This window comes from Mycobacterium sp. SMC-4, from assembly GCF_025263265.1.
GTDB lineage: Bacteria > Actinomycetota > Actinomycetes > Mycobacteriales > Mycobacteriaceae > Mycobacterium.
In genome coordinates this window covers 4,011,386-4,027,049 of record NZ_CP079869.1, presented here as the reverse complement: position 1 = coordinate 4,027,049, position 15,664 = coordinate 4,011,386, and the positions used below count along the sequence as shown (strand labels likewise).

14 protein-coding genes are annotated in these 15,664 nt (G+C 68.3%); 6 read left to right on the top strand and 8 right to left on the bottom strand.

The window, feature by feature from the left end:
• Window positions 1-11: 11 nt before the first annotated feature.
• The 4 genes from KXD98_RS18985 to KXD98_RS18970 all read right to left on the bottom strand — a co-directional run bounded on the left by KXD98_RS18985 (window position 12) and on the right by KXD98_RS18970 (window position 4,446).
• Window positions 12-1,139 carry an Mrp/NBP35 family ATP-binding protein gene (locus KXD98_RS18985; protein WP_260759877.1) on the bottom strand — a complete coding sequence of 376 codons (1,128 nt, stop codon included), beginning with the start codon at window positions 1,137-1,139 and terminating at the stop codon, window positions 12-14.
• Window positions 1,140-1,187: 48 nt separating this feature from the next.
• Window positions 1,188-2,456, bottom strand: a complete 1,269-nt coding sequence (locus KXD98_RS18980; RefSeq protein WP_260765306.1) for a lytic transglycosylase domain-containing protein — start codon at window positions 2,454-2,456, stop codon at window positions 1,188-1,190.
• A 149-nt stretch (window positions 2,457-2,605) separates the two neighbouring features.
• The gene (locus KXD98_RS18975) at window positions 2,606-3,154 is read right to left on the bottom strand and encodes a DUF1003 domain-containing protein (RefSeq protein WP_260759876.1); all 549 of its coding nucleotides are present in this window, start codon (window positions 3,152-3,154) and stop codon (window positions 2,606-2,608) included.
• Window positions 3,151-4,446, bottom strand: a complete 1,296-nt coding sequence (locus tag KXD98_RS18970) for a magnesium transporter MgtE N-terminal domain-containing protein (RefSeq protein WP_260759875.1) — start codon at window positions 4,444-4,446, stop codon at window positions 3,151-3,153. Before KXD98_RS18970 ends, KXD98_RS18975 begins: the two co-directional genes overlap by 4 nt.
• Window positions 4,447-4,472: 26 nt before the next feature.
• Here KXD98_RS18970 and KXD98_RS18965 point away from each other — a divergent pair, with 26 nt between their 5' ends.
• Window positions 4,473-5,429, top strand: a complete 957-nt coding sequence (locus KXD98_RS18965) for a CoA ester lyase (protein WP_260759874.1) — start codon at window positions 4,473-4,475, stop codon at window positions 5,427-5,429.
• Between the two features lie 13 nt (window positions 5,430-5,442).
• On the opposite strand, the gene KXD98_RS18960 is transcribed toward KXD98_RS18965, so the two are convergent.
• Complete coding sequence (locus tag KXD98_RS18960; protein WP_260759873.1) at window positions 5,443-6,054, bottom strand: DUF4190 domain-containing protein; 612 nt, start codon at window positions 6,052-6,054, stop codon at window positions 5,443-5,445.
• A gap of 125 nt (window positions 6,055-6,179) precedes the next feature.
• Between KXD98_RS18960 and KXD98_RS18955 the strand changes: the two genes are divergently transcribed.
• From KXD98_RS18955 to KXD98_RS18940, 4 genes are all read left to right on the top strand, one after another.
• Complete coding sequence (locus KXD98_RS18955; RefSeq protein ID WP_260759872.1) at window positions 6,180-6,707, top strand: general stress protein; 528 nt, start codon at window positions 6,180-6,182, stop codon at window positions 6,705-6,707.
• A gap of 4 nt (window positions 6,708-6,711) precedes the next feature.
• Window positions 6,712-7,302: a suppressor of fused domain protein gene (locus tag KXD98_RS18950; protein WP_260759871.1), complete on the top strand. Its 591-nt coding sequence runs from the start codon at window positions 6,712-6,714 to the stop codon at window positions 7,300-7,302.
• Window positions 7,303-7,481: 179 nt separating this feature from the next.
• On the top strand, window positions 7,482-8,684 hold the full coding sequence (locus tag KXD98_RS18945; protein WP_260759870.1) for an NADP-dependent malic enzyme: 1,203 nt from the start codon (window positions 7,482-7,484) through the stop codon (window positions 8,682-8,684).
• 20 nt (window positions 8,685-8,704) lie between these two features.
• A complete protein-coding gene (locus tag KXD98_RS18940; RefSeq protein WP_260759869.1) occupies window positions 8,705-9,556 on the top strand; it encodes a glycine betaine ABC transporter substrate-binding protein in 852 nt (283 codons plus the stop codon).
• Between the two features lie 6 nt (window positions 9,557-9,562).
• On the opposite strand, the gene KXD98_RS18935 is transcribed toward KXD98_RS18940, so the two are convergent.
• A complete protein-coding gene (locus KXD98_RS18935) occupies window positions 9,563-10,396 on the bottom strand; it encodes an SDR family oxidoreductase (RefSeq protein ID WP_260759868.1) in 834 nt (277 codons plus the stop codon).
• Between the two features lie 39 nt (window positions 10,397-10,435).
• The gene (locus KXD98_RS18930) at window positions 10,436-11,266 is read right to left on the bottom strand and encodes an SDR family oxidoreductase (RefSeq protein ID WP_260759867.1); all 831 of its coding nucleotides are present in this window, start codon (window positions 11,264-11,266) and stop codon (window positions 10,436-10,438) included.
• Window positions 11,267-11,387: 121 nt separating this feature from the next.
• On the opposite strand from KXD98_RS18930, the gene KXD98_RS18925 reads away from it, so the two are divergent.
• Window positions 11,388-11,759 carry a DUF732 domain-containing protein gene (locus KXD98_RS18925; protein ID WP_260759866.1) on the top strand — a complete coding sequence of 124 codons (372 nt, stop codon included), beginning with the start codon at window positions 11,388-11,390 and terminating at the stop codon, window positions 11,757-11,759.
• Between the two features lie 29 nt (window positions 11,760-11,788).
• Here KXD98_RS18925 and KXD98_RS18920 read toward each other — a convergent pair whose 3' ends face one another.
• Window positions 11,789-15,610: a multifunctional oxoglutarate decarboxylase/oxoglutarate dehydrogenase thiamine pyrophosphate-binding subunit/dihydrolipoyllysine-residue succinyltransferase subunit gene (locus KXD98_RS18920; RefSeq protein WP_260765305.1), complete on the bottom strand. Its 3,822-nt coding sequence runs from the start codon at window positions 15,608-15,610 to the stop codon at window positions 11,789-11,791.
• Between the last annotated feature and the right edge of the window lie 54 nt (window positions 15,611-15,664).

The window sequence follows — 15,664 nt, the reverse complement described above, 5'->3', positions numbered from 1 at the left end:
TGACCGCCGGGTCAGCGGCCGGCGGGGTCGAGTCCCAGCGACATCCCGGCCAGCCCGCGCTTGCGGCCTGCCAGCGCGTCGGCGATCGTGCGCAGGACACTGCCGGCCGGCGACTCCGGTGCGCTGAGCACCAGCGGGATCCCTGAGTCCCCGGCCGAGACGAGGTCGGGGTCCAGCGGCACCTGGCCCAGGAGCGGCACGTCGGCACCGACCGCGCGGGACAGGTTCTCGGAGACCTTGCGGCCGCCGCCCTCGCCGAACATCTTCAATACCGGGCCGTCGACCATGTTCTCCACCACCCCGGCGATGCGCTGGCGGGTCTGCAGTGCGATGGCGCCCGCGCGCTCGGCGACCTCCGCGGCAGCCATCTGGGGGGTGGTCACGACCAGGATCTCCGCACCTGGGATCAGCTGCGCCACCGAGATCGCGATGTCACCGGTGCCCGGCGGCAGGTCGAGCAGCAGCACGTCGAGATCGCCCCAGTACACGTCGGCAAGGAATTGCTGCAGCGCCCGGTGCAGCATCGGGCCGCGCCACACCACCGGCGTGTTGCCCTGGGTGAACATCGCGATGGAGATCACCCGGACGTCGTGGGCCACCGGCGGCACGATCATCGAGTCGACCTGGACCGGCCGGTCCTCGGTGCCCATCATGCGGGGAACCGAATGACCGTAGATGTCGGCATCGACCACGCCGACCGACAGACCACGCGCAGCCATCGCCGCGGCCAGGTTGACCGTCACGCTGGATTTGCCCACACCGCCCTTGCCGCTGGCGACGGCGTACACGCGGGTGAGTGAACCGGGCTGGGCGAACGGGATGACGGGCTCGCGGGAGTCGCCGCGCAGCATGCGGCGCAACTCGGCGCGCTGCTCGTCGTTCATCACGTCGAGGCTGACCTTGACCGAACCGGTGCCGGGCACGTCGCTGACGGCACGGCTGACCTGGTCGGAGATCTCGGTCTTCTTCGGGCATGCTGACGTGGTCAGATAGATCTCGACGTGCACGGAACCGTCGGGCTCTGCCGTGACGGCCTTGACCATGCCGATCTCGGTGATCGGACGCCGAAGCTCGGGGTCGATCACCTTGGTCAGCGCAGCGCGGACCGCCGATTCCAGGTCACTCGGAGATGCAGACATCACCTGCGAGTCTAGGCGTCACGAGGTCGCCGACCCGAATGTGGGCGCTCAGCCCACCGGGCCGGGAGCAGGTCCGAGTGCGGGCGGCATCCCCGCCACCGGCGCCGCAGGCTGCGGACCTGGCGCCGGCGGGCCTGCGGGCACCCCGGGCACCGGCGCGATGGCAGGCACCGGTCCGAGGGCGGGCGCGGGCGCAGCGGCGGGCATGTCCTTGATGCAGAACACGGCGCATTCAGGCTGGGCGGGGGTCTGCTCCCACGGCGGCACCCAGGCGGGCGGTGTGGGCGCGACGGGCGGCGGGGCCTGTGGCGCGGGTGCGGGTCCGGGCAGCGGACCCAGCGACTGTCCTGGGACGAAGCCGGGCACGTTGGTGCTGATCTGGCTGGCCGCGTCGGTGCGCGTCATCAACGGGATCTGGGACAGCGGATCGTCGGCGGGCAGGCCGGTGGCGTTGCGGGGCAGTCCCGGTCCGAGGCCCTCCTGGCGGTTCAGGTGACCGGCGACCATCGTCGCGGTGGCAAGTTCGGGCACGCTGCCGGTGATCGGCGGCAGGTCGACGGGCACCACACCGGTGGCGTAGGCCGCCGCCCAGGCCAACACGTTGCGGGTGTAGGCCATCGAGTTGTTGTACCGCAGGACCGCTGCGATCACGTCGGACTGGTTGCGCAGGTTGACGTTGCCGCTGCACAGGTAGCGCGCCGCGGCCAGCGATGCGTCGAAGATGTTCTGCACGTCGGCCTTGCCGTCGCCGTCCCCGTCGGAGGCGTAGCGCGACCAGGTGCCCGGTAGGAACTGCATCGGCCCCATCGCGCGCGCGTAGGTGACCTGGTTGCCGTTGCGGCTCTCCACGATGATCTCGTTACCGGGCAGCGTGCCGTCGAGCGCCGGGCCGTAGATCGGACGCACCGCGGTGCCGCGGGCGTCGGTGGCGCCGCCGTAGGCGTGCACCGACTCGATCCGGCCGATACCGGCCAGCAGGTTCCAGCTCACACCGCAATTCGGTTGCGCGGTGGCCATCATCGCTTCGGCGTTGCGGTAGGCGGCCAGAGCCATGGACGGAATGCGTAGTGAGCCAGGGGCATTCACGACCGCGGCCGGGGGCGGAGCCGACACGGTGGCAGCCGCGACGCGCATCTGGGCGGGCGGCTTGTTGACCGCGACGACGGTGGGTCCGGACAGGTCTCGGGGTGGCGGCGCCACCGCGGCCAGCGGCAGTACCGCCGAGTCCCCGGCCGCGAGGGTGGTCGGGGCGGACGCGCCGACCGCGCCGGCCAGCACCAGTGGGGTGAGCACCGCGGCAACTCCGAAGGCCGGCATGCGCACCACTCGCCCAGTTCGGCTCCTTGCTGCCTGCAGGGCCGATCCCGCCCGTATGCGCACTCAACCGTCCTAGCCGTCGTCGCCTGTGAACGTCGTCACCATACCTATTCGGCTACGGCTGTGTAACAGCAATCGCCGCAGCCGTCTCAACGGGATTTCCGGGCGTGCCGGTTCGGGGGATCCGTTGTGCTCGCGTCGTCGGTCCGTCCGGCTGCGTCGACGGCGCGCAGTTCGGCGATCAGATCGCGAATCTCGTCGAGCTCCCGGCGCAGGTAGTCGCGGGTGGCGACCTCCCCGACGGCCAACCGCAGGGCGGCCAGTTCGCGGGCCAGGTACTCGGTGTCGGCCTTGGTCTGTTGGGCGCGGCGGCGGTCCTCTTCGAGCGCGACGCGGTCGCGGTTCTCCTGCCTGTTCTGGGCCAGCAGGATCAGTGGTGCGGCATACGCGGCCTGGGTGGAGAACGCGAGATTGAGCAGGATGAACGGGTAGGGATCCCAGCGCCAGGCGAACGCCCCGATGTTGAGCAGGATCCACGCGATGACCAGGACCGTCTGACCGGCCAGGTAGCGGCCGGTGCCCAGGAAGCGCGCGATGTTCTCGCTGACCCGGCCGACGGCCTCCACGTCCAGCCGGGGCGCCAGATACCTCGACGTCCTCGGGGTGTCGAGGCGCTGGCGGGCCGAGGTGTCGCTCATGGGGCGACCTCACCGGTCACGATGACCGGCTCGGCCTCGCGTTCCCGCCAGTCGTCGGGCAACAGGTGGTCGAGGACGTCATCGACCGAGACGGCACCCAGCAAATGGTTCTGCTCATCGACGACAGGACCGCACACCAGGTTGTAGGCGGCGAAGTAACGAGTGAGCGCCCCGAGGGAATCCTCGGGGCGCAGACTGGGCAGGTCGGTGTCGAGGATGCCGCTGACGAGTTCGGCCGGCGGTTCACGCAGCAGCCGCTGAAGGTGCACGCACCCCAGGTAACGGCCGGTCGGCGTGGCCGTGGGCGGCCGCACCACGAACACCAGCGACGCCAGCGCCGGGCTGAGGTCGGGGTCGCGGACCCGCGCGAGGGCTTCGGCCACGGTGGTGTCCGGCGCGAGCACCACCGGCCCGGACGTCATCAAGCCGCCCGCGGTGTCGGGGGAGTGGCTGAGCAGGCGCCGCACATCCTCGGAATCCTCGGGGTCCATTCGGCGCAACCACTGTTCGGCGTCTGCCGGGGTCATGGTGCCGAGCAGGTCGGCGGCGTCGTCGGGGTCCATCGCCTCGAGCACCTCGGCGGCGCGCTGCGTCGAGAGCTGGCGCAGCACGGTGATCCCCTCGTCTTCGGGCAGTTCCTGGAGCACGTCGGCGAGGCGTTCGTCGTCGAGGGCCTTGACCACCTCGTATCGCCTCTTGGCGGGCAGCTCGCGGATCGCATCGGCCACCTCGATGGGTCGCTGTCCCTGGAACTGTTCGAGCAACTGGGCCACCCCCTGGTCGGGCATCGCCAGCCCGGACGGGGTCAGCCCGTGCACGTGGTTCCAGTCCACCGTATAGATGTTGCTGCGTCGGCCCAGCCTGCGCTGCTGGCGCACCGCGACCTTGGTCACCATCCAGTCTCGGGTGCGGGTCTGCTCGATGGCCAGGTCCACCACGACGACCTCGATGCCGGCCAACTGTTCCAGGTCGGGGTCGTCCACCCGGACACGGGTTTCCAGTACCTGTCCGAGCACCAGCGCCTCCCCGGGACGTTGGGAGAAGCGGCGTAGTGACACGTTGCCGGTCGACAGCGTCACCGCGCCGGGCTCGATCGCGGTCACCCGCAGGATCGGGACGAAAATTCTTCTGCGGCTGAGTAGCTCGATGACCAAACCGAGCACCCGGGGCTGTTGGCGGGCGGTGCTGATCCCGATGACCACATCGCGCACCCGGCCGATCGATTCCCCGTCGGGGCCCAGCACCACCATGCCCGAGAGGCGGGCCGCATAGACCCTGCTGACCGACGCCATGGTTGTAGAGAGTAGAGAGTGATGTCGTGGATAACCGGTATCGACCCCGACGGACGTGCCTGTCCGTGCCGGGCAGCAGCGTGAAGATGATGGACAAGGCCAAGACGCTGACGGCCGACGAGGTCTTCCTCGACCTTGAGGACGCGGTGGCTGCAGATGCGAAAGATCAAGCGCGCGAACAGGTTGCGGTTGCACTCGGGCAGCCGGGTTGGGCCGGTCAACTGCGTGGAGTGCGGGTCAACGACTGGACCACGCCGTGGACCCACGCCGATGTCATCGAGGTGGTGGCCCGGGCCGGCGACCACCTCGACGTGGTGGTACTGCCCAAGGTCACCGACGTCTCCCACATCCATGCGCTGGATCTGCTGTTGAGCCAGCTGGAAGCCGTTCACGGTCTGCCGGCCGGCAGGATCGCGATCGAAGCGCAGATCGAAGATGCGAAAGGGCTGACCGACATCGACGCGATCGCCGCTGCGCCGCGGGTGCAGGCATTGGTTTTGGGGCCCGGGGATCTGGCGGCGAATCTGAACATGCGCACGCTGGAGGTCGGCGAACAGCCCGACGGGTACGACCTCGGTGACGCCTACCACCACGTCCTGATGCGCATCCTCATCGCCGCCCGGGCCAACGGGATCGCCGCGATCGACGGGCCCTACGTCAAGGTGCGTGACGTCGACGGGTTCCGGCGGGTGGCTGGTCGCTCGGCCGCGCTCGGTTACGACGGCAAGTGGGTGCTGCACCCCGATCAGATCGCGGCCGGTAACGAGATCTTCAGCCCGCGCCAACAGGCCTACGACCGCGCCGAGCTCATCCTGGAGGCCTACGAGTGGCACACCTCGCGGGCCGGTGGTGGGCGTGGCGCGGTGATGCTCGGCGACGAGATGATCGACGAGGCCAGCCGCAAGATGGCGCTGGTGATCGCAGAAAAGGGTCGCGCTGCCGGCATGCAGCGCACCGGTGAGCGGTTTACGCCCCCGACGTAGCCGCGCGCTGCGGTCAGGTCCCCGAGGCGAGCACGGTCAGGCTCCACATCACCGACAGCACCAGTGTCACCACACCGACGGCGATGCCGGCCACGGCAAGAGCGTGCCCGGCCTGTCGTGACTGTTTGATCTGGTTGAGCGCGATGATGCCGAGCACGATGCCGATGATCGAGCCGATACCGCAGCAGACACCGACGATGGACGCGGCCAGCGATCCGATCGCCAGTTTGTTGGTGCCTTCCGGCGGCGGCGGTCCGTAACCCCAGTCCGCGCCCGGATAGCCCATCGGCGGTGGGTAGCCGCCGGGCGCGCTGCCGTATGGCGGAGGTGGGTAGGGCCCGCCGTATCCGGCGTCGGGATACGGCGGCGCAGCGCTCGGATCGCCGTAGGCCGGCGGGAATCCCGGCGGGGGCGGCGGATAGCCGCCTGCCGGGTAGTCCGCACCGGTGCCGTAGCCGGCCGGCGGGGCACCGTAGGCCGGCGGGGGCGGGTAATCCTGCGGCGGGGGCCAGGAAGCGGACTGCTCGATCGACGGCGGCTCGTAGCCGGCCGGGGGCGGTTCGGACCCGCCGTCAGGTGTTTCGGAGGAGCCCATTCGACGTGCGTCGTCGTCCGAACTTGTCATGCTGATCAACCTAGCCTAGGTACCGGAGGCACGAGACGGCCTCGCGGACGGGCACCATGTCGATGCCCGGGTCGTTGGGTGAGAGTGCAGTCGATGCAGGACGTGTACGCGAAGGAGTGACGATCATGACCAGCCCGTTCCAGCCAGGACAGAACCGAGGCGCGCCACCGGGCGTCCCGGTGTCCGGACGGGGTCGTGCGCCGGGCCTGCCCACGCCGCCCAAGGGGTGGCCGATCGGCTCGTATCCGACCTACGCCGAAGCTCAGCGCGCGGTGGACTACCTGTCCGATCAGCAGTTCCCCGTCCAGCAGGTCACCATCGTCGGGGTCGACCTGATGCAGGTCGAGCGGGTGACCGGGCGGCTGACCTGGCCCAAGGTGCTAGGCGGAGGTGTCCTGACCGGGGCCTGGCTGGGGTTGTTCATCGGCCTGATCCTCGGGTTCTTTCACCCCAATCCGTGGAGCGCGTTGGTCACCGGCCTGATCGCCGGGGTCTTCTTCGGTCTGATCACCTCGGCTATTCCCTATGCGATGGCCCGCGGGACAAGGGATTTCAGCTCGACACTGCAGCTGGTCGCCGGCCGCTACGATGTGCTGTGCGACCCGCAGAACGCCGAGCGCGGCCGGGACCTGTTGGCCCGGCTGCACATCTGATGTGGTGACCGACATCCTGCAGGCAGTCCGAACCCACCTGATGGCACACTTCGCGCCGGACGGCAGTTCGGAACCCGACGAAGCCGGCGTCACCTTCCTGGGTACCGACCGGATGGCGATCCTGCGCTTCGCCGACCCAGACGACCCGGTGTCACATCATGTTTCGCTCGGGTGCAGTCGTCATCCCATGGTGGACCCGGCGCAGCTGGTCGCCGATCCGATGCGTGGACCGCGCGCGGAGGTCGTCGTCACCCTGGGCGGTCCGTCGCCGGTGGGACTGGCGCGCTCGATCGCGATCGTGGCCTCCACGCCGGCGGTGGAGGGCCTGGTCCTGGAGCCCGGGGCGTTGGTCGACCTGGAGACCCCGCTGTGGCAGGGCGCGCCGTTCACCGCGTTCTTGTTGGGGCCGAGCGGCGTCGACGACGTCGTCCTGCCGGCTCCGTTGTCACCGGTGGCGTTGCTCGCCGCGGTGCCGATCACCCCGACCGAAGCGGCGTGGGTGAGGCTCAAGGGGGCCGAGGCGATGCGGGAGGCGTGGGACCAGGACGGCGTCGACGTCCGTGACGCCCATCGGCGCGCGGTCAGCCCGGGCTGACCGTCACGGCCGGCCACAGCGTCGAGTCTGCGCTGAGGGCGCAGAAGTGTGAGTGGGGGCCGCCGCCAGCGCAGTCTCGACGCAGCAGCAGAGCACAGACCTGGCCGGAACCGGGAGTCTCCCCTCACAAGCGGGGAACCCGTCTTGGTGAGATAGGAAGGTCGGCTACCCTTACGCCCGTGGTTGAAGAAGCGGCTGTCTCCTCGCCCGAACCCCCCTCGACGGCGCGGACCCCTCAGGTCGTCGTCGACGACGCCGAGATTTTCGAGTCCCACGAGGGCGGAAAACTCGGGGTCGAGTTGAAGTATCCCCTGGATACCCAGCGCGCTCTCTCGATCGCCTACACCCCGGGTGTGGCGCAGGTCAGCCGTGCCATTGCGACGGATCGGACGCTGGCGGCGAAGTACACCTGGGCGCACCGGCTGGTGGCCGTGGTCAGCGACGGCAGCGCGGTGCTCGGCCTCGGTGACATCGGTGCCGCGGCGTCGCTTCCGGTGATGGAGGGCAAGAGCGCGCTGTTCAAGGCGTTCGGCGGGCTGGATTCCATCCCGATCGTGCTCGACACCAAGGATCCCGACGAGATCGTCGAGACGCTGATCCGGTTACGTCCGACCTTCGGTGCGGTCAACCTCGAGGACATCTCGGCGCCCCGTTGCTTCGAGATCGAGCGCCGGGTCATCGAGGCGCTGGACTGTCCGGTCATGCACGACGACCAGCACGGCACCGCCATCGTCGTGCTGGCCGCGCTGACCGGCGCCGCCACGGTGCTCGGGCGCGATATGACCGGTCTGCGAGTCGTGGTCTCGGGTGCCGGCGCCGCCGGTGTGGCATGCACCAACATCCTGCTGGCCAAGGGGATCACCGATGTCACCGTGCTCGACTCCAAGGGCATCGTGCACACCGGCCGTGACGACCTGAATCCGTTCAAGGCCGAGTTGGCCGAGCGCACCAACCCCGCGGCCCGGACGGGAGGACTCGCCGAGGCGCTCGACGGCGCCGACATGTTCCTCGGGCTGTCTGCCGGCGTGGTGCCCGAGGAGCTGATCGCGACGATGGCCCCGAACGGCATCGTGTTCGCGCTGTCGAATCCCGACCCCGAGATCCACCCCGACGCGGCGCGCAAGCATGCCGCGGTGGTCGCCACCGGCCGCAGCGACTTCCCGAACCAGATCAACAATGTGCTGGCATTCCCGGGTGTCTTCCGCGGCGCGTTGGACGCGCATGCCCGGCGCATCACCGAGAAGATGAAGGTGGCTGCGGCAGAGGCGATCTTCTCGGTCATCGGTGACGAACTGGCCGTCGACCACATCGTGCCCAGCGCTCTGGACCCGCGGGTGGGCCCCGCGGTGGCTGCCGCGGTGGCCGCAGCGGCGCAGGAGTAGGTCGGCTGACCCGCACCATCGTGTGGACTTCGGCGCGGCGATGGCTTGCCGCGCTGATCGCGGCCGCGGTGCTGGCGGGGTGCGGCGGGCCGGTGCCGCAACCGTCGATCCCGGTGGCTGCCACCTCCGGTGCGGAGTCGCAACTGATCGCCGAGCTCTATGTCGCCGCGCTGCGGTACTACGGCAACCCGGCACACGTGCAAGCCTCCGATGATCCGCTGCAGCAGCTGGACTCCGGTGCGGCGACCGTGGCGCCCGGATTCACCGGCCAACTGTTGGCGCGGTTCGACCCGTCCGCGACGGTGCGTTCCGATGCTCAGGTCTACCGAAAGTTGTTGTCGGCCTTGCCTGAGGGGATCGCGGCCGGGGACTACACCATTTCGGCCGACGACAAGCCGGCCATCGCGGTCACCGAGCAGACCGTTGCGGGCTGGCCCGAACGTGACGCCACGACGTTCGCGCGTCGCTGCGCGGGCATGACGGTCGGCGCGGTCACCTCGGCACAGAATCCGCAGCGGGTGGGCACCTGCACGGTGTCGGACGGACCTCGATTCGCCGCCGCGTCAACCCTGTTCGACGCACTGGAGTCCGGACAGGTACAGGGCGCGTGGACCACGTCGGCGGCCCCGGACGTGCCCTCGGATGTGGTGGTGCTCTCGGACAAGCAGGCGCTGATCCGCGCCGAGAATGTGGTTCCGCTGTATCGGCGCAACGAGTTGACCGAGTCTCAGGTGCTGGCGCTCAACGAGATCGCCGGCGTGCTCGACACCGGCTCGCTGGCCGACATGCGGCGCCAGGTTGCCGAGGGTACCGACCCGGGTGTGGTGGCCGGCCGGTGGCTCGACGCCCATCCGCTGGGGGTCGGGCACTAGCGGGTGTTATCGCCGAGGACGGTGATTGGCCCGCGCCAGGAGCTTGGGCAGGATGCGCTGGATGCCCGATCCGGTGATCCGGGTGACGGCTTCGAAGGCCCGGGCGTCGTTGCCGATGAGCACCCGGCGCTTGTTGCGGCGCACCCCGTCGAGGATGACGCGGGCGGCCTCTTCCGGCGTCGTCCGGGCCATCTGGGTGTCGAATTCGTGGGCCAGTTCCTTCGGGTCCAGACCTTCGGCCGCAGTCATGTTGCGCGCAATCGCGGTCTTGATGCCACCGGGGTGCACGCAGGTGACCTTGACCGGGTGGCCGGCCAGGGTCAACTCTTGGGCCAGCGCTTCGGTGAAGCCGCGAACCGCGAACTTGGCCGCGCAGTACGCGGCCTGCCCGGGCATGCCGAGCAGTCCGAACACGCTGGAGATGTTGATGATGTGGCCGTCTCCGGACGCGATCAGATGCGGCAGGAAGATCTTGGATCCGTTGACCACACCCCAGTAGTCGACGTCGAAAACCCGTTCCAGGTCCTTGAAGTCGGTGACCTCGACGTCACCTGTGTGGGCGATGCCGGCGTTGTTGTAGATCTGGTTGACCTTGCCGAAATGCTTGACGACATCCTCGGCGTAAACCTCGAACGCCGCCCGCTCGGTCACGTTCAGCCGGTCGGACTTGACCTGCACACCAAGGGCTTTGAGCTGCTCCTCGGTGCGCGCCAGGCCCTCGGTGTCGACGTCGCAGATCGCGACCGATGCTCCCGAGCGGCCCAGTGCCAGAGCCAGTGCCGCCCCGATGCCTGAACCGGCACCCGTCACGACGGCCACCTTGCCTGCGAAGCCTTCCATAGTCACTCCTGGTCACTCTTTCGTTCGGGTGGGTGGGCGTCAGTGCACCGGGGGCAGGAAACGTGAGATGGCGCTGGAGAACAGCGTCTGGTAGCGCGCACCGGAGAGCCGGACGAGGAAGTCGAGCACCTTGGCGTCGGGTCCGACCAGCACCCGTGGCTTCTTCTTGCGGACTGCGTCGAGGATCTGTTTGGCGGCCTTCTCCGGCGTCGTCATGGTGAGCCGCTTGTCGAAGAAGGTGGTCAGGTTCGAATGGTCTACGCCGTCGGCAGCCGTCGAGTTGCGCATGATCGCGGTCTTGATGCCGCCGGGGTGCACGCTGGTGACCGCCACCGGGTGTCCGCTGATGGCCATCTCCTGGTAGAGCGATTCGGTGAATCCGCGCACTGCGAACTTCGCGGAGTTGTAGGCAGCCTGGCCTGGCACCGAGAAGATGCCGAACAGGCTCGACACATTGACCACGTGGCCGTCACCAGAGGCGATCAGATGCGGCAGGAACGCCTTGGTCCCGTTGACCACACCCCAGAAGTCGACGTCGACGACGCGTTCGATGTCCTTGAACGGGGTCACTTCCACATCACCGACGTAGGCGATGCCGGCGTTGTTGTAGATCTGGTTGACCTTGCCGAAGTGCTCGGCCACGCCGTCGGCGTAGAGCTCGAAGGCCGCCCGCTCGGTCACGTTCAGCCGGTCGGCCTTGACCTTGGCCCCGATGGCCGTGAGCCGCGCCTCGGTGACGGCCAGGCCCTCGGCGTCGATATCGCTGATCGCCACGTGGGCGCCCGAGCGGCCCAATTCGATCGCCAGCGCCTGACCGATGCCCGAGCCGGCCCCGGTCACGACGGCCACCTTTCCGGCGAAGCCCTGCATATCCACTCCTTGCGACGGTTGACTCGGTCGAGGCTAGTCGGTACCTGCGGTCCCGCGTATGTCAGGGCTGCACTGGGCCGGCCCGGGTAATGCCGCAGCGGTGCCGGACGACAGACACAGCATGAACCTCACGAGGGCGAAGTACACAGCTGCGGTGTCGCTGATCGCGTCGGTGGCAATCACCGGGGCCATGATGACCGCGGTGCCGGCCCAGGCCGACACCGCCACCGGAGCCGATGTGTTCCTGGCCGCGCTGCGCGACTCCGGCATCGGAGTCGTCGACGAAGCCACCGCGGTGCGGGTCGGCCAGTCGGTGTGCCCGCTGCTGGTCGAACCTGGTCAGAACGCCGCCAACGTGGCGGCTCAGGTCGCCGACGCGATCGGGAGGCCGTTGGGGCCGGCGACCATCTTCACCGGGTTGGCGATCCAGATCTTCTGTCCGCGCGCGGTCACCGCATTGACCGATGGGCGTCCGCTCTCGTTCTTCGGCTGAGCCGCCGCAGACGCCGGCCGGCGGCGGGGTCAGCCGAACGCCTCGTCGATGATCTCCTGCTGCTCGACCGCGTGTACCTTCGACGAGCCCGAGGACGGCGCCGACATCGCCCGCCGCGAGATCCGCTTGATCCCGCTGAAGTGGTCCGGCAGCAGCTCGGGCAGCGTCAGACCCAGCGTCGGCCATGCGCCCTGATTGGCCGGCTCCTCCTGCACCCAGAACCGCTCTTCGGCGTTCGGATAGCGATCGATGGTCTCGGCCAACCGGCGTCGGGGTAGCGGCGCCAGCTGCTCGAGGCGCACGATCGCCACGTCGTCGCGTTCGTCCTTCTTCTTGCGCGCCGCCAGCTCGTAGTACAGCTTGCCGCTGGTCATCAGCACCCGGGACACCTTCGAGCGGTCTCCGGTGCCGTCGGTGTAGGTGGGTTCCTCGATCACCGAGCGGAACTTGTTCTCGGTGAACTCCGTCAGATCGCTGACCGCCGCCTTGTTGCGCAACATCGACTTCGGGGTGAACACGATCAACGGGCGGTGGATCCCGTCGAGACCGTGGCGACGCAACAGGTGGAAGTAGTTGGCCGGGGTCGAGGGCACCGCGATGGTCATCGAGCCCTCCGCCCACAGCTGCAGGAAGCGCTCGATGCGGCCCGAGGTGTGGTCGGGTCCCTGGCCCTCGTGGCCGTGCGGGAGCAGGAGCACCACATCGGAAAGCTGGCCCCACTTGGCCTCTCCGGAGCTGATGAACTCGTCGATGATCGACTGTGCGCCGTTGACGAAGTCGCCGAACTGCGCTTCCCAGAGCACCAGCGCGTCGGGGTTGCCCACCGAGTAGCCGTACTCGAAGCCCACCGCGGCGAACTCCGAGAGCGCCGAGTCGTACACCATGAACTTGCCGCCGGTGGGGTTGCCGTCGGGGTCGACGGTCAGCAACTGCAGCGGGGTGAACTCCTGGCCGGACTTGCGGTCGATGATCACCGAATGGCGCTGGGTGAACGTGCCGCGGCGGGTGTCTTGTCCGGTCAACCGGATGGCGCGGCCCTCGGCCAGGAACGAGCCCAGGGCCAGCAACTCGGCGAACGCCCAGTCGACCTTGCCCTCGTAGGCCATCTCGCGGCGCTTCTCCAGCACCGGCTTGACCCGCGGGTGGACGCTGAAGTCCTCCGGATACGACAGGTGCGCGTCACCGATGCGCTGGAGCAGCGACTTCTCCACCGCGGTCTTCATCCCGGCGGGCACCATCTGATCGGACTCCACCGAACTGCTGGGTCCGATGGCGTGTTTCTCCAGTTCGCGGACCTCGTTGAAGACCCGCTCGAGTTGGCCTTGGTAGTCGCGCAGGGCGTCTTCGGCTTCCTTCATAGAGATGTCGCCGCGCCCGATCAGCGCTTCGGTGTAGGTCTTGCGGACCCCGCGCTTGGTGTCGATGACGTCGTACATCGTCGGCTGGGTCATCGACGGGTCGTCACCCTCGTTGTGGCCCCGCCTGCGGTAGCAGAGCATGTCGATGATGACGTCCTTCTTGAACTTCTGCCGGAAATCGACGGCCAGCTTGGCCACCCAGACGCAGGCCTCGGGGTCGTCGCCGTTGACGTGGAAGATCGGTGCACCGATCATCTTGGCCACGTCGGTGCAGTACTCCGAGGAGCGCGAATCGGTCGGCGAGGTGGTGAAGCCGATCTGGTTGTTGACGATGATGTGGATGGTGCCGCCGGTGCGGTAGCCGCGCAGCAGCGCCAGGTTCAGCGTCTCGGCCACGACTCCCTGACCGGCGAATGCCGCGTCCCCGTGCAGCATCATCGGCACGACCGGGAAGTTCCCGGCGTCCTCGGCGTCGGTGTCACCGGCGTCGAGCAGATCCTGCTTGGCGCGCACCAGCCCGACCAGGACAGGGTCGACCGCTTCCAGGTGGCTGGGATTGGCCACCAGCGACACCGAGATGTCGTTGTCACCGAACATCTGGATGTAGGTGCCGGTGGCACCCAGGTGGTACTTGACGTCGCCGGAACCGTGCGCCTGCGAGGGGTTCAGGTTGCCCTCGAACTCGGTGAAGATCTGGCTGTAGGGCTTGCCGACGATGTTGGCCAGAACGTTGAGCCGGCCGCGGTGCGGCATGCCGATGACGACCTCGTTGAGTCCGTGCTCGGCGCACTGGTCGATCGCGGCGTCCATCATCGGGATGACGGTCTCGGCGCCTTCCAGTGAGAATCGTTTCTGTCCAACGTATTTGGTCTGCAGGAAGGTCTCGAAGGCCTCGGCCGCGTTGAGTTTGCTCAGGATGTACTTCTGCTCGGCGACAGTGGGCTTCTCGTGCTTGATCTCGACACGGTCCTGCAGCCACTGCTGCTGCTCGGGCTCCAGGATGTGGGTGTACTCGACGCCGATGTGCCGGCAGTACGCGTCGCGCAGCAGCCCCAGGATGTCGCGCAACTTCTTGTGCTGCATCCCGGCGAAGCCGTTGACCTTGAACTCGCGGTCGAGGTCCCACAACGTCAGGCCGTGGGTGTTGACATCGAGGTCGGGGTGACTGCGGAAGCGGGTGTTGTCCAGCCGCAGCGGGTCGATGTCGGCCATCAGGTGCCCGCGGTTGCGGTAGGCCGCGATCAGCTCGATGACGCGGGCGTTCTTGTCCTCGATGGAGTCGGGGTTGTCGATGCGCCAGCGCACTGGCTCATACGGGATTCCGAGCTCGCGGAAGATCTCGTCGTAGAACTCGTCGTCGAGCAGCAGCTGGTGAATGGTCCGCAGGAAGTCCCCGGACTCCGCGCCCTGGATGATGCGGTGGTCGTAGGTCGATGTCAGCGTCATCAGCTTGCCGACGCCGAGCTCGGCGATGCGCTCTTCGCTGGCACCCTGGAACTCTGCGGGATACTCCATGGCGCCGGCGCCGATGATCGCACCCTGGCCCTGCATCAGCCGCGGCACCGAGTGCACGGTCCCGATGGTGCCCGGGTTGGTCAACGAGATCGTCACGCCGCCAAAGTCTTCGGCGGTGAGCTTGCCGTCGCGGGCCCGGCGCACGATGTCCTCGTAGGCCGCGATGAACTGCCCGAACCGCATGGTCTCGCAGTTCTTGATCGACGCGACCACCAGGGTCCGCTTGCCGTCCTTGCCCTGCAGGTCGATGGCCAGGCCCAGGTTGGTGTGCGCCGGCGTGACCGCGGCCGGCTTGCCGTCGACCTCGGCGAAGTGCCGGTTCATGTTCGGGAATTTCTTGACCGCCTGCACGATCGCGTAGCCGAGCAGGTGGGTGAACGAGATCTTGCCGCCGCGGGTGCGCTTGAGGTGATTGTTGATCACGATGCGGTTGTCGATCATCGCCTTGGCTGGGATGGCACGCACACTGGTGGCCGTCGGCACGTCACGCGAGGCGTTCATGTTCTTCACCACGGCGGCGGCCGCGCCGCGCAACACCGTGGTCTCGTCGCCGTCGGAGTCCGGCGAGGTGTCGGCGCTCTTCGGCGCAGCCGGCTTGGAATCGGCGCCCTTCTTCGGCGACGAGTCCGAGGTCTTGTCCGACGACTTCTCCGCTGACTTGGCCGGGGCCTTGTCAGCTGACCCGTCGGAGGTCTTGCTCGACGACCTCGACGATGTGGACATGCGCGACGGAGCCTCCTGCGCCGGCTTGGGCTTGTCCGGGCCGGTCTTCTTCGCGCTCGGGCTGGCGGCGCCGTTGCCGGCCGAGGACTTCGGTGGCGGCGCCGGTGCCGGCTCGGGGGGCGCGGTCGGTGCCGAGGAGGGGGTGCCGTTGCCGCTTGTGGCGACGTCGGTGGCGGGTTCCGGGCTGTAGTCGACGAGGAACTCGTGCCAACTCGGGTCCACCGACGAGGGGTCCTCGCGGAACTTGCGGTACATCTCTTCGACCAACCACTCGTTCTGACCGAATGGTGAAGGTGAATTCACGGCTGC